Genomic DNA, 15911 nt, shown 5'->3' on the forward strand with positions numbered 1-15911 from the left:
ACTCAGAAGTGGTACGGGTACGGCGACCAGTCCGGGTCGCGCTTCTCGAGGAACGCGTCGCGGCCCTCGACGGCCTCGTCGGTACCGTAGGCGAGCCGCGTCGCCTCACCGGCGAACACCTGCTGGCCGACCATCCCGTCGTCGATCGCATTGAACGCGAACTTCAGCATGCGGATCGCGGTCGGCGACTTGCCGAGGATCGTCCGGGCCATCGAGATCGCCTCGCGCTCGAGGTCGGCGTGCGGCACGACGCGGTTGACGGCGCCCATCTCGTACGCGCGCTGCGCCGAGTACTCCTCGGCGAGGAAGAACACCTCGCGCGCGACCTTCTGGCCGACCTGACGCGCCATGTACGCCGAGCCGTAGCCCGCGTCGAACGACCCGACATCCGCATCGGTCTGCTTGAAACGCGCGTGTTCGGCGCTGGCGATCGAGAGGTCGCAGACGATGTGCAGCGAGTGCCCGCCGCCGGCCGCCCAGCCGGGGATGACGGCGATGACGACCTTCGGCATGAACCGGATGAGGCGCTGCACCTCGAGGATGTGCAGGCGTCCCGCCCGCGCGGGGTCGTGGACCGCCCTCTCGTCATCTGAGTACTTGTAACCGTCGCGACCGCGGATGCGCTGGTCGCCGCCGGAGCAGAACGCCCACCCGCCGTCCTTCGGGCTCGGACCGTTGCCGGTCAGCAGCACGACGCCGATCCTCGGGTCCTGCCGCGCCGTGTCGAGGGCGCGGTACAGCTCGTCGACGGTGTGCGGGCGGAAGGCGTTGCGCACCTCCGGCCGGTCGAACGCGATACGCGCGATCCGCCCGTCCGTCGAGACGTGCGCGGTGATGTCGGTGTAGGCCTCGGCGCCGGGCGCCGCAGTCCACTCCGCCGGGTCGAAGAGCTCGGAGACGGTCACCCGGCCAGCCTACGCGCGGGGCCGAGCCGAGCGGATGCCGCGCAGCGTCACACGCGCCGTCGCGAGGAGCCCCACACCCCTACCCTGGAGCGGTGATGTCCCGTGCCCTCCCCACCCTCGCCGCCGCCGTGCTGGCGCTCACCCTGTCCGCCTGCGCGCCCGCCGCGCCGAAGGCCGATCCCGGCTCGCCGTCGCCGACGCCGTCCACCGCGACGTGCACCGCCGACTCCGGGGTGACCGTCATCGTCGATGGCGGGAACCTGCCGGGCGCGGACGAGGTCGCGCTCGACACGTGCGTGCCGGCCGACGAGCCGATCGCCGCGACCGACGCCCTCGCCGCCGCCGGGGTCGAGCTCGAGGGGACGACCGAGTACGGTGACGCCATCGTCTGCCGCGTGAACGGCCTGCCCGCAGCCGACGAGCCCGTCGGATCGACCGAGGACCCCGACTACGTCGAGTCCTGCGAGAGCATGCCCGCCGGCTTCGCGTACTGGGGTCTGTGGGTGCGCCCGTCCGCCGACGCGGAGTGGGGCTTCGCGCAGGAGGGCATCGCGACCCTGCAGCTCTCCCCTGGCGAGAGCCTCGAACTGCTCTTCTCGCTCGACGGCGAACCGGCGGCGCCGACGCCGTGACCGTCCGACCCGGACCGCTGCGGGCCGCGACCGCCGTCGCGGCCGGGTTCGTCGTGGTCCGGGTGCTGTACCGCGTCCTGTTCGGCGGTGCCGACGGCGGCGGGACGCTCCTCCTCGACCTGCCGTCCTGGCGCCTGCCCGCGCCGTTCGCGCATGTCGAGGTGCTCGGCCCGGTGACCGCCGGCGGGATCGCGGAGGCCGCGGCATCCGCTCTGCCCATCGCGGTGCCGCTCCTGATCGTCGGCGCGCTCGTCGCGGTGCTCGACGTGCCGCGACTTCTCGCGCGCGGCGCACGTCGCGGCCCGGTGCAGGGCCTCGCCCGCGCCCTCGCGCTCGCGTGGGCGACGCTCCCGGCGCTGGCCGACGCGGTGCGCGCCGCGCGACGGGCCGCGCGCCTTCGCGGCGAGCGCGCCGGCGTGCGGCTGCTCGCCCCGATGCTCGAGCGCACGCTCGAGCGGGCCGTCGCCCTCGGGACGGCGCTGGAGCTGCGCGGCTACGCCGGCTCGGGCGCGGTCGTGCAGGCCGACCCGGTCGTGCACCTCGACGGCGCCGCGTGGGGCTTCGGCGACCGGACGGTCGCGGCCGTCGACCGGCTCGACCTGACCGCCGGCACGCTCACCCTCGTCGTCGGTCCCACGGGCGCCGGCAAGAGCACCCTCCTGCGCGGACTCGCCGGTCTGCACTCGACGACCGACGGCGGATGGAGCGCCGGGACGATCGACGTGGTCGGGATGCCGCGCGCCGCGCGGCTGCCGAGGGACACCGCCCGGTCCGTCGGGGTCGTGCTGCAGGACCCGCGTCAGGGGTTCGCCGCCGAGAGCGTCCGCGACGAGATCGGACTGGCGCTCGACCTGCGCGGCGCGGCGACCCCCGAGATCGATGCGCGGGTCGCCGAGGTCGCGGAGCGCGTCGGGGTGACGGCGCTCCTCGACCGCCGCGTGCGCGAACTGTCAGCCGGCGAGACGACCCTCGTCGCGATCGCGGCCGCGGTCGTCGACGCCCCGGCACTGCTGCTCGTCGACGAGCCGCTCGCGGATCTCGACACCGCCGCCCGCGCCCGGATCGTCGCGCTGCTCACGGATCTCGCTCGCCGGTCGGGCGTGTGCGTCGTCGTCGCCGAGCACCGCGCGGACGAGTTCGCGGGCGTCGCGGACGGCGTCGTCGGCGTCGGGCGGCGGGAGGAGGTGCCGCTGCCCCGTGCGGGCGCGCGGCAGGTCGGGGCGACCGTCCTCGAGGCACACGCGGTGACCGTCCGCCACGGCCCGCGGACCGCGGTCGACGCCGCGGACCTCCGCGTCGCGGCGGGCGAAATCGTCGCCGTGCAGGGACCGAACGGCGCGGGCAAGTCGAGTCTCCTCACGGCGCTCGCCCTCGGCGCGCCGGGAGTCAGGGCGACGGGCCGCGTCGCGCTCGTGCCCGACGGCTCGGACGACCTCTTCGTGCGCGACACGGTCGAGGCCGAGTGCCGTCATGCCGACCGTCGGGCCCGCACGACCGGCACCGCCGCGGTGTTCTTCGGCCTGATCGGGGTGCCCGCGGAGTCCCCCGCGGCAACGGCGCTGAGCCGGCGGCATCCGCTCGATCTGTCCGCCGGCCAGCGACGGTGTCTCGCGATCGCGATTCAGAGCGCCCGGCGGCCCGCGGCCCTGCTCGTCGACGAGCCGACGCGCGGCCTCGACCCCGCCGCCCGCGCGCTCGTCGCCGCGGCGCTCGTGCGGACAGCCGCTTCGAGTGCCGCGGTCGTGTTCGCGACGCACGACGCGGAGCTCGCGGGCGTGCTGGCCGATCGCGCGGTGCGGATCGACGGCGGCGTGCTGCGCCCGGGCGGCCTGCCGTCGGATTCGGAGATCGTCGCGGGATTCGGATCGAACGTGCCCCCGGCATCCGAATCCCGCGACGTCGTCCGAATCCGCAGCCACGCGGATGCCGCGCCCGCCCGCCCGCGCTCGCGCGGCCTCGTCCTGCTCGCCGCCAACCTGCTTGCGGCCGGCGCGTTCGCGTGGCCGCTCGTCGCGGCCGCGCTACCGTCGCAGGCGCAGGCCGCGGCGCCCGTCATCGCCCTCGCGCTCGCCCCTCTCGCGGTCGTGCTCGTCGCGACGGCGGTCGACGCGTCGATCCGCTCGGCCCACACGCTGGCGCTGCTGGCGACGCTCGCCGCGATCGGCGGCGCGATCCGGCTCGCGTCGACCGGGGTCGGCGGCGTCGAGGCGCTGTTCGTCCTGCTGATCCTCGCCGGCCGCGCCTACGGCGCACGGTTCGGGATGCTGCTGGGCGCCGCGTCGCTGCTGCTGTCGTCGCTCGTGTGGGGCGGGGTCGGGCCGTGGCTGCCGTTCCAGATGTTCGCGTGCGGCTGGGTGGCGGCAGGCGCCGCTCTCCTGCCGGCGCGGGTGCGGGGGCGCGGCGAAGTCGTGATGCTGGCGGGGTACGGGGTGATCGCGTCGTACCTGTTCGGCCTGGTCATGAACCTCTGGTTCTGGCCGTTCGCCGTCGGGGCGGGGACGTCGATCTCCTACGTCCCCGGCGCGCCGCTGACCGAGAACCTCGCGAGCTTCCTGCTCTACTCGCTCGTCACTTCGACGGCAGGATGGGACACCGTGCGCGCGGTCACCACCGTCGTCGGGATCGCGCTCGGGGGACGCCCCCTGCTGCGCTCGCTGCGCCGCGTGAAGCCGGTCTCGGCGCCCGTCGCAGTGCCCGGGACGCCCGAACCCGTCGCCGTCGTGCGAAGCTTGTAGGGCGGCCCTCACCCCCGACGAGCGCCGCGGAGGGACCCCCGCATGAAGATCACGAGATCATCCGATTGGCGGGACGCTCTTCCGTTCGAGACGCCCGTGCTCGCGGCCGAGGCCGTGCCCGGCGAACCGACCCGCTGCGTGAGCTGCCCCGCCGGCAGCGAGCCGCGCGACCGCACCGAACTGTGGGTCGTGAAGCACCGGCATCCCAACAATCACGCCGGCTTCGTGCGGTACTACTGCGCCGAGCACGCCCCGAAGACCGCCCCGCCGCCCCCGCCGTCGATCGCGAGCCCCGGGCGGGCCCGCGGTTCGGCGGCCAAGGCAGGGCCCGAGCGCACCGTCGCCCCCAAGCGGCCCGCGGCGTCGCTCGACGTGGTGCGGGCGATGTGCCCGGACTGCTTCGTCGAGGTCTCCGCGACCGGCGTGTGCGGGATGTGCGGCCAGCAGGTCGCCTGACCGCGGATCAGGGCTCGGTGGGCGCGGTGTTCGACAGCCACCACTCCTCGAGGTCGTCGACCGCCGCGAGCGACAGCAGACCCGAGCGTGTGGACGGAAGACCGATGATCTCACCCTTCTCGCCCTCGGCGGCGACGGAGAGGCTCCGGAACAGCAGGACGTCGGCGCCGTCGACGGTCAGTCGGAGGTGCGGCTCGTCGCCGTCGTACAGCTCCCATCGGCGACGGTCGTCGTCCGTCGATGCGACGACGTCGTCGCACGCGGCGATCAGGCCCACGAACGGTGCGGCAGCGGCATCCGCCGCCGAGGGGAACCGCCAGGTCGACGCGGCATAGGCGAACTCCGCGCCGGTCGTCATGTCGACCCGCACGCGAGCCGAGGTCTGGCGGAGCGCCCCCGCCGCGAACATGTCATCGAAGGGTGCCGACAACGCCGGGGAGTCCCCGATCACGGGCGAGCAGACTGTCGTCGCGCCCTCCGAGGTCCCCTCCGGGGCACACGCTCCCTCGCCTCGCTCGTATCCCGCCAGGGTCCACTCCATCGACGCCACCTCATCGACGCCCGGCAGCCCGCCCGTCGAGTTCGCGACCGGAAGATCGACGCTGCGTTCGCGCGTGCAGGATGCGGGCTCCACGGGCGGGCGGTCGACCGTCCGTGTCGGCGTCGGCGACGTTTCGGATTCCAGCTCCGCCGTCGAGACGCACCCGGTGAGCGCGAGGACGGCGACGGCGGCGATGACGGACAGCCCCCGGAACAGCTGCATGGTCACCCTCGAGGCTCGCGGCTCAACGCTGCGGCAGCCTGCGCCTGCCACCACTCCTCGGCCGCGTTCACGCTCGCTTCCGGGAGCAGCGACGATTCCGTGGCGGTCAGCCCCGCATCCTCGCCCTCCGTGGTGACCGGCCGCGCGCTGCGGACGACGAAGACATCCCGGCCCTTGACCGACGCCACGACCGCGGGTTCGGTCCCCTCGAAGACCCGCACTCGACCGTCGCCGGCCTGCGACCCTCCGCACGCGGCGAGCGCGTCGAGGATCGGCGCGGCCTGAGCCTCCGCGGGCGTCGCGAACCGCCACGCCTGCATCCCGAGGACCATGTACTCCTCGGCCGTCGTGCGCCCTTCCACGTAGCCGGCGATCTGGCGCTCCGCCCCGGCGGCGAACATGTACTCGACGGGAACGCTGGAAACGGCCCGCGACACGTCGTCGAGCGGGGCATCCGGCGCGGCGCAGGTCTCGACGGTGCCGACCGGCTGCGTGGAGACCGGCGCGCAGGCGCCCTCTCCCCTCACGGTGTCGTCGCCGGACACCATCCACCCCGCCATCGGGTCCGCCGGCTCGATCACACCGAGCACCTCGTCGAGGGTGATGAGCATCGTCGTGTCGCCGGCCCATTCCGCGCACCGCGGCGGCTCGGTGACCTCCTCCGCCGCCGCGGCGGGTGTCCGCTCGGCGGTGGGTGTCGGGGTCTGCTCCGACTCGAGGCTCGCCGTCGACACGCACCCGGTGAGAGCGACCGAGGCGAGCAGCACGAACGCGAGGCGGAGGGGACGCATCCTCGCAGTATGCCGTGTCCGAGCCCCCGCCTACCGTCGGCACGGTGACGGAACCGGTGCGGTGGTGGTGGCAGCGGCGCCAGTTCTCGCGCGGCGTCGACGTGCCCTACCCCGTCGGCACCTACCGGTCGGCGTGGGCCGCCTACCCCGAGCTCGTGCGGCAGTACCACCCCGACCTCAACGAGGGGATCTCGCTGTCGCAGATCCCGCCCGCTGCCGACGTGCTGCTGTGCTGGGAGTGCACGGCCGGCCACCGGTTCGCCGCGACACCCACCGAGCAGCGTGAGCGGCCGGGACGCGTCCGGCGGCGGTCGGCTTGGTGCCCCGAGTGCACCGCCCTCGCGGCGCCGCGACCGGTGAAGGCGGTACCGAAGCGTGCGGTGTCGACCGTTTGCGAGAAGACCCCCGACCTGCCCGTTGGCGAGCCGTTCGTCAGCGCGTGCGCGCCGCGACCGTCATCCGCTGCCGAAGGGCGACTGCGCCTGCAGCTCACCGAAGCCCTGCTCTTCACCGAGGGGATGACGGCGGTGCGCGTCGGGCGACCGTTCTTCCGGCACCGCGAGGTGTGGCCCGACATCCTGCTGCCCGAACTGCGAGTCGCGATCGAGTACGACACTCCGGGCCGTCACGGGCTCGAGCACGTGGGGCGGCGGGAGGCATCCGATCGTCGGAAAGACGCCCTGCTGCGCGCCGCGCGCTGGGAGGTCGTGCGGGTGCGCACCGGCGGGCTCGAGCCCCTCGGCCCGCACGATGTCGTACTGCGGACGGCGGGCACGAAGACGGTTCCGGCGATCATCGACGCGCTGCGTGGGATCCGCGGCGACCTGGTCGTCGACGCCTACCGGCGCTGAGTCAGGTCGGCTCGTCCCAACTGATCACCCGGGCGTTGCCGAGCGGCACCGTGCCCGGTGCGAGCACCTGCGGGATGCCATGGAACCACGCCCCGCTCACGCCTCGCCGCACCATCTCCTCGAGCCACGCACGGTTGGCCGGCGGAACCTCGGTCGCCGTGATGAACGATGCCGGGTGGAACGGCGCCACCTCCGACACGTCGATCGGATCCCCCGTCGAAGTGACCGTCCGGTCGAGAACGACGGTGCCCGCGGGCAGGTCGTCGACCGGAATCGCCCAGAACTCCGCGCGCGGAAGCTCCTTGCCGCGGATCTCCCGCCACGTCCGCCAGATCGCGTGCGGGTGCACCGGGCTGAGGAACACGACCTCGGTCCACGTGCGCGCGAGCCCCGGGATCTCCGTCGCCCGCAGCCGCTGCCGCTCCGGAGTGTCGTCGTACTTCGCTATCGCCTGCGCATACCCCGCCGGGTCGAGCGCCGCCAGATCGGATGCCGGGACGAGCGCGTCCCCGACGAGGTCGACCCGCTGGTGGAAGACGAGGTTCACGACACCACGTTGCGACGACCCCCGTCTCAGGCGAGCGCGACCGCCGTCCACGACACCGGGGGCAGCGTGATCGTCAGGGTGCCGCCGTCGAGGGCGGCGGAGTCGTTCGCGCGCGGCGCGACGCGCTCCCGGTCGTCGAGCGTGTTCTTCGCGTACACGTCGTCGTCCGAGAGCGTGTGCGTCTCGGCGATCGAGGTGGCACCGAGGCCCGACACGTCGACGGTGACCTCGATCGACTCGGTCGTGCTGCGGTTGACGAGGAACACGGCGCTCCGCCCCGTGGCGTCTTCGTGCGTGGCGACGGCGTCGACGAGCGGCACCTCGCCGAACACGGCGGTCTCGTACGACGGCGCGTCGACGAGCACCCGCATCGCCTCGCCCTGCGCGAGGCGCGACGTGAGCGAGAACGGGAAGAACGTCGTCTGGCGCCACGCCGGTCCGCCCGGCTCGGTCATGATCGGCGCGATGACGTTCACGAGCTGCGCGAGCGAGGCGCTCGCGACGCGGTCGGCGTGCTTGAGCAGCGAGATCATGAGGCTGCCGAACACCACGGCATCCACCACCGAGTAGACGTCCTCGAGCAGGCGCGGCGCGACCGGCCAGTTGTCGATGCCGTCGATCTTCTCGACGTTCTCCCACCGCGACAGGTACCAGACGTTCCACTCGTCGAACGAGATGTCGATCCTCTTCGACGACCGCTTGACGGCCGCGACGTGGTCGGCGGTCGCGACGACCGACTCGATGAAGCGGTCCATGTCGACCGCCGAGGCGAGGAAGCTGCCGATGTCGCCGTCCTTCTCCTCGTAGTAGGCGTGGCACGAGATCAGGTCGACGTCGTCGTACGTGTGCGTCAGGACGACCCGCTCCCATTCGCCGAACGTCGGCATCGTCGCACCCGACGAGCCGCAGACGACGAGCTGGATCGACGGGTCGAGCTGCCGCATCCCCTTCGCGGTGCGGGACGCGAGCTTGCCGTAGTCCTCCGCCGAGCGGTGACCCAGCTGCCAAGGGCCGTCCATCTCGTTGCCGAGGCACCACATGCGCACGTCGAAGGGCTCGGTCGCACCGTTCGCGACGCGCTGGTCGCTGAGGGTCGTGCCCGAGCGGATGTTGCAGTACTCGAGCAGGTCGATCGCCTCGAGCGTGCCGCGCGTGCCGAGGTTCACGGCCATCATCAGGTCGCTGCCGACCTTGTCGAGCCACGACGAGAATTCGTGCAGGCCGACCTCGTTGGTCTCGGTCGAGTGCCAGGCCAGGTCGAGGCGGCGCGGGCGCTCGGCGACGGGACCGACCGAGTCCTCCCAGCGGAAGCCCGACACGAAGTTGCCGCCCGGGTAGCGGATCGTGTCGACCCCGAGCTCCTTGACGAGGTCGATGACGTCGGTGCGGAACCCCTCGGCATCCGCCGTCTCATGACCCGGCTCGAAGATGCCGTCGTAGATGTGCCGGCCGAGGTGCTCGACGAAGCCGCCGAAGATCTTGCGGCGGACCTCCCCGATGGGGGCTGCGGCGTCGACGATGAGGCGTGCAGAGGTCATGTAGGGCTCTCTTGGTCAGACCGGTAAACGTTGTAATTCATGATGACGGCGCGGATGCCGGTCGTCAAGGTCTCGGTCGAGCGTCAGCGCGCCGGCGCGGACTCCCGCACGCGCAGCTCGAAGGGTGCCGACACCACGCGCGCTTCGCCCGCGGCATCCCCCACCCGGCCCAGCAGCGTGTCGACCGCGGTCTGCGCGATCCACCGCCGACCCGGGTCGATCGTCGTGAGCGACGGAATCGCGTACGCCGCCTCGTCGAGGTCGTCGAACCCCACGACGGCCACCTCGTCGGGCACGCGTCGCCCCGCCTCCTGCAGCGCGCGGATCGCACCGAGCGCGAGGGTGTCGTTCAGTCCGAACACCGCGTCGAAGTCCACGCCGCGCGCGAGCAGGTCGCGGACGGCGTCGGCGCCGCCCGCCCGGTCCCAGAACCGGGTCTCGACGACGAGCTCGAGATCGAGGGGGACGTCGGCGTCCGCGAGCGCGGCGCGGTATCCCCGCAGGCGCAGCCCCGCCGCGCCTGCGTCGTCGTGCGCGCCGAGCACGGCGATGCGCTGACGGCCCGCGGTCAGAAGATGCGCCGTCGCCGCCTGCGCCGCCTCGGTGTTGCGCATGGTCACGTGATCGATGGCCGCCTCGTAGACCCGTTCGCCGAGCAGCACCGTCGGGTACGTCCGCGGGCGGTCGGCGAGGTCGGATGCCTCCAGGCCCAGCGGACTGAGGATGAGCCCGTCCGTCAGCCCGAGCCGGGGACTGCGCAGCAGCTCGCGTTCCCGGTCGCGCTCCCCGCCGGTCTGCTCGACGAGCACGACGACGCCGCGCTCCTCGGCGCGGGCGATGACCATCCCCGCGAGCTCGGCGAAGTAGCTGAACGAGAGATCCGGCACGGCGAGGGCGATGACGCCCGTCCGTCCGCTGCGGAGGCTCCGGGCGGTCAGGTTGGGGGTGTACCCGAGCTCCGCGATCGCCCGCTGCACCTTCTCCCGCGTCGACGCCCGCACATGAGGGTGGCCGTTGATGACGTTCGACACCGTCTTGATCGAGACGCCGGCCAGCCGCGCCACGTCGTGCACCGTCGGTGTCATCCGCCCTCCCGCGCGTCACTGTACAGCGGAGCGCAACCCCTGCGTGGCCGGCGGTCGCAATCCCTAGGCTGACGCCATGACCTCGACAGCCAAGAGCGCGGCCCACGACGCCAAGAACAGCCGGGCGGTCCACGTCCTCGCCCGGGCGGGCTTCGCCGCGAGCGGGATCGTCCACATCCTCATCGGCGTGATCGCCATCTCGATCGCCCTCGGCGGCGCCGGCGGACAGGAGGCCGACCAGTCGGGCGCCCTCGCGCAGCTCGCCGCAGCCCCGGGCGGCGTCTTCCTGCTGTGGGCCGTCACGATCGGGCTGGCCGCCCTCGGGCTGTGGCATCTGCTGAGCGCCGTCCTCGACCGCAGCGCCGACTCCGGCAAGGACCGCGCCGTGCACATCGTCAAGAACGGCGCGAAGGGGCTCGTCTACCTCGCCCTCGCCGTCACGGCGGGCACGTTCGCCGTCGGCGGGTCGTCGAGCTCTTCGGGCTCGACGACCTCGCTCACCGCGGGCCTGCTCTCGACGCCCGGCGGTGTGTTCCTCGTCGTCGCCATCGGGATCGTGCTGATCGCCATCGCGGGGTACCTCGTGGTCAAGGGCGTCACGCGTCGATTCGAGCGCGACCTGAGCGTGCCGGGCGGGACCGCGGGCCGCGGCGTGCGGATCCTCGGCACCGTCGGCTACATCGCCCGCGGCGTCGCGATGGCGGGTGTCGGCGTCCTGTTCCTCTTCGCCGCGGCGACCAACGACCCCGAGAAGTCCAGTGGACTCGACGGAGCCCTGCGCACGATCGCCGACCTCCCCGCCGGCAAGATCCTGCTCGTCCTCGTGGGCGCCGGCTGGATCGCGTACGGCGTCTACGCCTTCTTCCGCGCCCGCTACACGCGCCTGTGAGGCCCGCTCACCGGGCGCCCGTCAGACCGAGAAGTACTTCGCCTCGGGGTGGTGGAACACGAAGGCATCCGTCGACTGCTCGGGATGCAGCTGCAGTTCCTCGCTGAGCTCGACCCCCATCCGTTCGGGATGCAGCAGCTCGACGACCTTCCGCCGGTCCTCCATGTCGGGGCACGCCGGGTACCCCAGCGAGAAGCGCGCGCCGCGGTACTCGAGCTTGAACAGCCCGGCCGTGTCGGCGGGATCCTCGCCGGCGAAGCCGAGCTCGGCACGGATGCGGGCGTGCCAGAACTCGGCGAGCGCCTCGGTCAGCTGCATCACGAGCCCGTTGAGCTCGTAGTAGTCGCGGTACCGGTCCTCGGCGAACAGCTTCGCGGTGACCTGATCGATCCGGGCTCCCGCCGTCACGAGCTGCACGGGCAGCACGTCGACCTGCCCCGACTCGCGGGAGCGCACGAAGTCCGCGAGGCAGAGGTGCCGGTCGCGCCGCTGGCGCGGGAACGAGAACCGCAGCCGCTCAGTGCCGACCTCGCCCCCAGACCCGCCGTCGGGGGCGAGCAACCCCGGCACCCCGAGGCGACCGGCGGCATCCGCGCCGTGGTGCAGCACGACGACGTCGTCGCCCTCGCTGACGACGGGGAAGTAGCCGTAGGCGACCGACGCGTCGAGCATGCCCTCGGCGAGGATGCGGTCGAGCCAGTACCGCAGCCGCGGCCGCCCCTCGGTCTCGACGAGCTGCTCGTACGTGAGGCCGTCGTCGCCGCGCCCGGGCTTCAGCCCCCACTGTCCCATGAACGTCGCGCGTTCGTCGAGGAAGGCGGCGTAGTCGGCGAGCGCGACACCGCGCACGATCCGGGTGCCCCAGAACGGCGGGGCCGGGACGGGGTTGTCGGATGCCACGTCCGACCGCCCGGGCATCGCCTCGGGCTCGGTCAGGGTGAGCTTCGACCCCGCGGAGTGGAGGCGTTTCTTCAGCGGCGGGAGGCCGACGGATGCCGGGTCCGCCCCGCGCGCGATCTTCACGAGGGGCTCCATGAGCGCGAGGCCCTCGAAGGCATCCTTCGCGTAGCGGACCTCGCCCGGGAAGATCCCGGCGAGGTCGTCCTCGACGTAGGCGCGGGTCAGCGCCGCGCCGCCGAGGATCACCGGCCACCGGCGGGCGAGCCCGCGCGAGGCGAGCTCCTCGAGGTTCTCCTTCATGACGACCGTGGACTTCACGAGCAGGCCGCTCATGCCGATGACGTCGGCGTCGTGCTCCTCGGCGGCGGCGATGATGTCGGCGATGGGCTGCTTGATGCCGAGGTTCACGACGGTGTAGCCGTTGTTGGTCAGGATGATGTCGACGAGGTTCTTGCCGATGTCGTGCACGTCGCCGCGGACGGTCGCGAGCACGATCGTGCCCTTGCCCGACGCGTCGGTGCGCTCCATGTGGGGTTCGAGCAGCGCGACGGCGGTCTTCATCACCTCGGCGGACTGCAGGACGAACGGCAGCTGCATCTGGCCGGCGCCGAACCGCTCGCCGACGACCTTCATTCCCTCGAGCAGGTGGTCGTTGATGATCTCGAGCGGGGCGATGCCGCCCTCGCGCGCGAGGTCGAGGTCGTCCTCGAGGCCCTTCAGCTCTCCGTCGATGATGCGACGCTCGAGCCGCTCCCCCACGGGCAGGGCGGCGAGCTCGGCGGCGCGCTGGTCGCGCAGGGCGGTGGTGTCGACCCCGGCGAACATGTCGAGCATGACGGCGAGCGGATCGTAGGTGACGTTCCCCTCGGCATCCGTCTCGCGCCGGTCCCACACGAGGTCGAGCGCGACTTTCCTCTGCTCCTCGGGGATCGAGGCGAGCGGCACGATCTTGGCCGCATCGACGATCGCCGACGTGAGACCCGCCTGCGTCGCCTCGTGCAGGAAGACCGAGTTGAGCACCGACCGCGCCGCCGGGTTGAGCCCGAACGACACGTTCGAGACGCCGAGGGTCGTGTTGATGCCCGGGTACTTCTCGACGAGTCCGCGGATCGCCTCGATCGTCTCGATCGCGTCGCGCCGCGTCTCCTCCTGACCGGTCGCGATCGGGAAGGTGAGACAGTCCACGACGATGTCCGAGACCCGCATCCCCCACTCGCCGACCAGCTCGTCGACGAGCCGCGACGCGATGCGCAGCTTGTCGACGGCGGTGCGCGCCTGCCCCTGCTCGTCGATCGTGAGGGCGATGACCGCGCTGCCGTGCTCCTTCACGAGCGGCATGATCCGCCCGAACCGGCTGGTGGGCCCGTCGCCGTCCTCGTAGTTCACCGAGTTCACGACCGGACGCCCGCCGATCAGTTCGAGACCCGCCTGCAGGACAGCGGGCTCGGTGGAGTCGATGACGAGCGGAAGAGTGGATGCCGAGGCGAACCGCGACACGATCTCGCGCACGTCCGCGACCCCCTCGCGACCGACGTAGTCGACGCAGACGTCGAGCAGGTGCGCGCCGACGCGGATCTGGTTCCGCGCGATCTCGACGCAGTCGTCCCACCGCCCCTCGAGCATCGCCTCGCGGAAGGCCTTCGACCCGTTCGCGTTCGTGCGCTCCCCGATCGCGAGGTAGGCGGTGTCCTGGTCGAACGGCACGTGCTGGTACAGCGACGCGACCCCCGGCTCGGTCACGGGCGACCGCGGTGCGGGCGCGGCGACCGGGCGCAGGCGCTCGACGACGGCGGCCATGTGCTCGGGGGTCGTGCCGCAGCATCCGCCGACCAGTCCCAGCCCGAACTCGCGGACGAACTGCTCGTGCGCCGTCGCGAGCTCGTCCGGGGTGAGCGGGTAGTGCGCCCCGTCGGCGGTCAGCACCGGGAGTCCGGCGTTCGGCATGCACACGACCGGCACCGTCGCGTGCTTCGACAGGTGCCGCAGGTGCTCGCTCATCTCGGTGGGACCGGTCGCGCAGTTGAGACCGATCGCGTCGACACCGAGGGGCTCGAGCGCCGTGAGCGCCGCACCGATCTCCGACCCCATGAGCATCGTGCCGGTCGTCTCGACCGTCACCTCGACGAGGATCGGCAGACGGATGCCGCGACTCACGATCGCCTGCTTGCAACCGTTGACGGCGGCCTTGGTCTGCAGGAGGTCCTGCGACGTCTCGATCAGCAGCGCGTCGGCGCCCCCGTCGATGAGGCCCTCCGCCTGCAGCGCGAAGGTCTGCTTGAGGTGGTCGTAGGTCGTGTGACCGAGGCTCGGGAGCTTCGTGCCGGGGCCCAGGGATCCGAGCACCCAGCGGAGGCGGCCGTCGCGCGCCTCGGCGGCGTCGACGCGTTCCCGCGCGATGCGCGCCCCGGCGGCGGCGAGCTCGTGGATGCGGTCGTCGATGCCGTAGTCCGACAGGTTCGACCAGTTCGCCCCGAACGTGTTGGTCTCGATGGCGTCGATCCCGGTGGCGAGGTACTCGTCGTGGATGGCGGCGATCATGTCGGGGCGCGAGACGTTGAGGATCTCGTTGCACCCCTCGAGCTGCCGGTAGTCCTCGAGCGTCGGGTCGTGCCGCTGCAGCATCGTGCCCATCGCGCCGTCGGCGATCACGACCCGCTCGGCGAGCGCGTCCAGTAGCGCCTGCGCCCGGGCGGGGCGCGGGACGGACTCGACGTCGAGCGGGTGACGGAGGGCGAGGGGGCTGCTCACCCGCGCGAGTCTACTTCCGGCGCGGCATCGCGGACCCGCCCGCCGACCACGGGCGTCACGACCGCGACGAGGGCCAGGATGGGGGCATGCACCTGCCTCCGCTGGCCGACCTGCGCGCGAGCGCGCGGGTGGTCGCCCTCCCGCTCCACACCCGCTTCCGCGGCATCGACGTCCGCGAGGCGCTGCTGCTCGAGGGACCGGAGGGGTGGGCCGAGTTCTCGCCCTTCCTCGAGTACGACGACCGCGAGTCGGCGGCGTGGCTCGAGGCCGCGATCGAGTACGGCTGGGAGCGCACGCCCGCGGCGGTGCGCGACACGGTCCCGGTGAACGCGACGGTGCCGGCGGTGGCCGCGGCATCCGTCCCCGAGGTGCTCGCCCGGTTCGACGGATGCCGCACCGCGAAGGTCAAGGTCGCCGAGCCCGGGCAGACCCTCGCCGACGACGTGGCGCGCGTGCGGGAGGTGCGCGCCGCGATGGGACCCGAGGGCCGCATCCGCATCGACGCCAACGGCGCGTGGAACGTCGACGAGGCCGAGCACGCCGTGCACGCCCTCGCCGGCTTCGACCTCGAGTACGTCGAGCAGCCGTGCGCGACGGTGCCCGAGCTCGCCGAGCTGCGCACCCGCATCCGCTGGATGGACATCCCGATCGCCGCCGACGAGAGCGTGCGCAAGGCGGACGACCCGGTCGCCGTCGCCCGCGCGGGCGCGGCGGACCTCCTCGTGATCAAGGTGCAGCCCCTCGGCGGCGTGCGTCGTGCGCTCGAGATCGTCGCCGAGGCGGGGCTGCCGGCCGTCGTCTCGAGCGCCCTCGACACCTCGGTGGGCCTGGCGATGGGCACGGCCCTCGCCGCGGCCCTGCCCGACCTCGCCTTCGACTGCGGGCTGGGCACCGCGTCGCTGCTCGCCGCCGACGTCGCGGCGGAGCCGCTGCGGCCGCGGTCCGGCGCGCTGCCGGTCGGTCGCGTCACCCCCGACGCCGCGCTGCTCGACGGCCACGCCGCAGAGCCCGAGCGGCGGGACTGGTGGCTCGCTCGCCTCGAGCGCTGCCACGCGATCCTCGCCGAGTAGG

General features: G+C 72.9%; 13 protein-coding genes. 6 read left to right on the plus strand and 7 right to left on the minus strand.

Annotated elements, in window-relative coordinates; genetic code table 11:
- Positions 1–2: 2 nt before the first annotated feature.
- On the minus strand, positions 3–905 hold the full coding sequence (locus tag ACPEH0_RS05835) for a 1,4-dihydroxy-2-naphthoyl-CoA synthase (protein WP_217530675.1): 903 nt from the start codon (positions 903–905) through the stop codon (positions 3–5).
- A gap of 95 nt (positions 906–1000) precedes the next feature.
- Here ACPEH0_RS05835 and ACPEH0_RS05840 point away from each other — a divergent pair, with 95 nt between their 5' ends.
- From ACPEH0_RS05840 to ACPEH0_RS05850, 3 genes are read left to right on the plus strand one after another with little or no spacing between them, the layout of a single operon-like run.
- Positions 1001–1537 (plus strand): hypothetical protein, encoded by a 537-nt coding sequence (locus ACPEH0_RS05840; RefSeq protein WP_366213827.1) that lies wholly within the window; start codon positions 1001–1003, stop codon positions 1535–1537.
- Complete coding sequence (locus ACPEH0_RS05845) at positions 1534–4272, plus strand: ABC transporter ATP-binding protein (RefSeq protein WP_366213826.1); 2739 nt, start codon at positions 1534–1536, stop codon at positions 4270–4272. The genes ACPEH0_RS05840 and ACPEH0_RS05845 overlap by 4 nt, the downstream gene beginning before the upstream one ends.
- A gap of 42 nt (positions 4273–4314) precedes the next feature.
- The gene (locus ACPEH0_RS05850) at positions 4315–4728 is read left to right on the plus strand and encodes a glucose-6-phosphate dehydrogenase (protein ID WP_366213825.1); all 414 of its coding nucleotides are present in this window, start codon (positions 4315–4317) and stop codon (positions 4726–4728) included.
- A gap of 7 nt (positions 4729–4735) precedes the next feature.
- On the opposite strand, the gene ACPEH0_RS05855 is transcribed toward ACPEH0_RS05850, so the two are convergent.
- On the minus strand, positions 4736–5491 hold the full coding sequence (locus ACPEH0_RS05855; RefSeq protein WP_366213824.1) for a hypothetical protein: 756 nt from the start codon (positions 5489–5491) through the stop codon (positions 4736–4738).
- A 2-nt stretch (positions 5492–5493) separates the two neighbouring features.
- Positions 5494–6282 carry a hypothetical protein gene (locus ACPEH0_RS05860; protein ID WP_366213823.1) on the minus strand — a complete coding sequence of 263 codons (789 nt, stop codon included), beginning with the start codon at positions 6280–6282 and terminating at the stop codon, positions 5494–5496.
- Between the two features lie 44 nt (positions 6283–6326).
- On the opposite strand from ACPEH0_RS05860, the gene ACPEH0_RS05865 reads away from it, so the two are divergent.
- Positions 6327–7133: a zinc-ribbon domain-containing protein gene (locus tag ACPEH0_RS05865; protein WP_366213822.1), complete on the plus strand. Its 807-nt coding sequence runs from the start codon at positions 6327–6329 to the stop codon at positions 7131–7133.
- A 1-nt stretch (position 7134) separates the two neighbouring features.
- Here ACPEH0_RS05865 and ACPEH0_RS05870 read toward each other — a convergent pair whose 3' ends face one another.
- The 3 genes from ACPEH0_RS05870 to ACPEH0_RS05880 form a co-directional block, all read right to left on the minus strand.
- Positions 7135–7680 carry a hypothetical protein gene (locus tag ACPEH0_RS05870; protein WP_366213821.1) on the minus strand — a complete coding sequence of 182 codons (546 nt, stop codon included), beginning with the start codon at positions 7678–7680 and terminating at the stop codon, positions 7135–7137.
- Between the two features lie 26 nt (positions 7681–7706).
- Positions 7707–9218, minus strand: coding sequence for an alpha-N-arabinofuranosidase (locus tag ACPEH0_RS05875; RefSeq protein ID WP_366213820.1), 1512 nt, complete (start codon positions 9216–9218; stop codon positions 7707–7709).
- Positions 9219–9301: 83 nt separating this feature from the next.
- Positions 9302–10303, minus strand: a complete 1002-nt coding sequence (locus tag ACPEH0_RS05880; RefSeq protein WP_423719424.1) for a LacI family DNA-binding transcriptional regulator — start codon at positions 10301–10303, stop codon at positions 9302–9304.
- A 76-nt stretch (positions 10304–10379) separates the two neighbouring features.
- Between ACPEH0_RS05880 and ACPEH0_RS05885 the strand changes: the two genes are divergently transcribed.
- Entirely contained in the window at positions 10380–11192 is an 813-nt protein-coding gene (locus ACPEH0_RS05885; protein ID WP_363378843.1) for a DUF1206 domain-containing protein, read from the plus strand.
- A 21-nt stretch (positions 11193–11213) separates the two neighbouring features.
- On the opposite strand, the gene metH is transcribed toward ACPEH0_RS05885, so the two are convergent.
- On the minus strand, positions 11214–14840 hold the full coding sequence (gene metH / locus ACPEH0_RS05890) for a methionine synthase (RefSeq protein WP_366213818.1): 3627 nt from the start codon (positions 14838–14840) through the stop codon (positions 11214–11216).
- 86 nt (positions 14841–14926) lie between these two features.
- Here metH and ACPEH0_RS05895 point away from each other — a divergent pair, with 86 nt between their 5' ends.
- A complete protein-coding gene (locus ACPEH0_RS05895) occupies positions 14927–15910 on the plus strand; it encodes an o-succinylbenzoate synthase (RefSeq protein WP_366213817.1) in 984 nt (327 codons plus the stop codon).
- Position 15911 lies beyond the last annotated feature (1 nt).

Source organism: Microbacterium sp. NPDC079356 (assembly GCF_049545465.1).
Classification (GTDB): domain Bacteria; phylum Actinomycetota; class Actinomycetes; order Actinomycetales; family Microbacteriaceae; genus Microbacterium; species Microbacterium gawkjiense.

What these genes read in the sequence shown, in the direction of transcription:
- ACPEH0_RS05875 (WP_366213820.1), bottom strand. Translation starts at nt 9,218, where the DNA reads ATGACCTCTGCACGCCTCATCGTCGACGCCGCAGCCCCCATCGGGGAG.
- ACPEH0_RS05855 (WP_366213824.1), bottom strand. Translation starts at nt 5,491, where the DNA reads ATGCAGCTGTTCCGGGGGCTGTCCGTCATCGCCGCCGTCGCCGTCCTC.
- ACPEH0_RS05840 (WP_366213827.1), top strand. Translation starts at nt 1,001, where the DNA reads ATGTCCCGTGCCCTCCCCACCCTCGCCGCCGCCGTGCTGGCGCTCACC.
- ACPEH0_RS05885 (WP_363378843.1), top strand. Translation starts at nt 10,380, where the DNA reads ATGACCTCGACAGCCAAGAGCGCGGCCCACGACGCCAAGAACAGCCGG.
- ACPEH0_RS05860 (WP_366213823.1), bottom strand. Translation starts at nt 6,282, where the DNA reads ATGCGTCCCCTCCGCCTCGCGTTCGTGCTGCTCGCCTCGGTCGCTCTC.
- ACPEH0_RS05880 (WP_423719424.1), bottom strand. Translation starts at nt 10,303, where the DNA reads ATGACACCGACGGTGCACGACGTGGCGCGGCTGGCCGGCGTCTCGATC.
- ACPEH0_RS05895 (WP_366213817.1), top strand. Translation starts at nt 14,927, where the DNA reads ATGCACCTGCCTCCGCTGGCCGACCTGCGCGCGAGCGCGCGGGTGGTC.
- ACPEH0_RS05850 (WP_366213825.1), top strand. Translation starts at nt 4,315, where the DNA reads ATGAAGATCACGAGATCATCCGATTGGCGGGACGCTCTTCCGTTCGAG.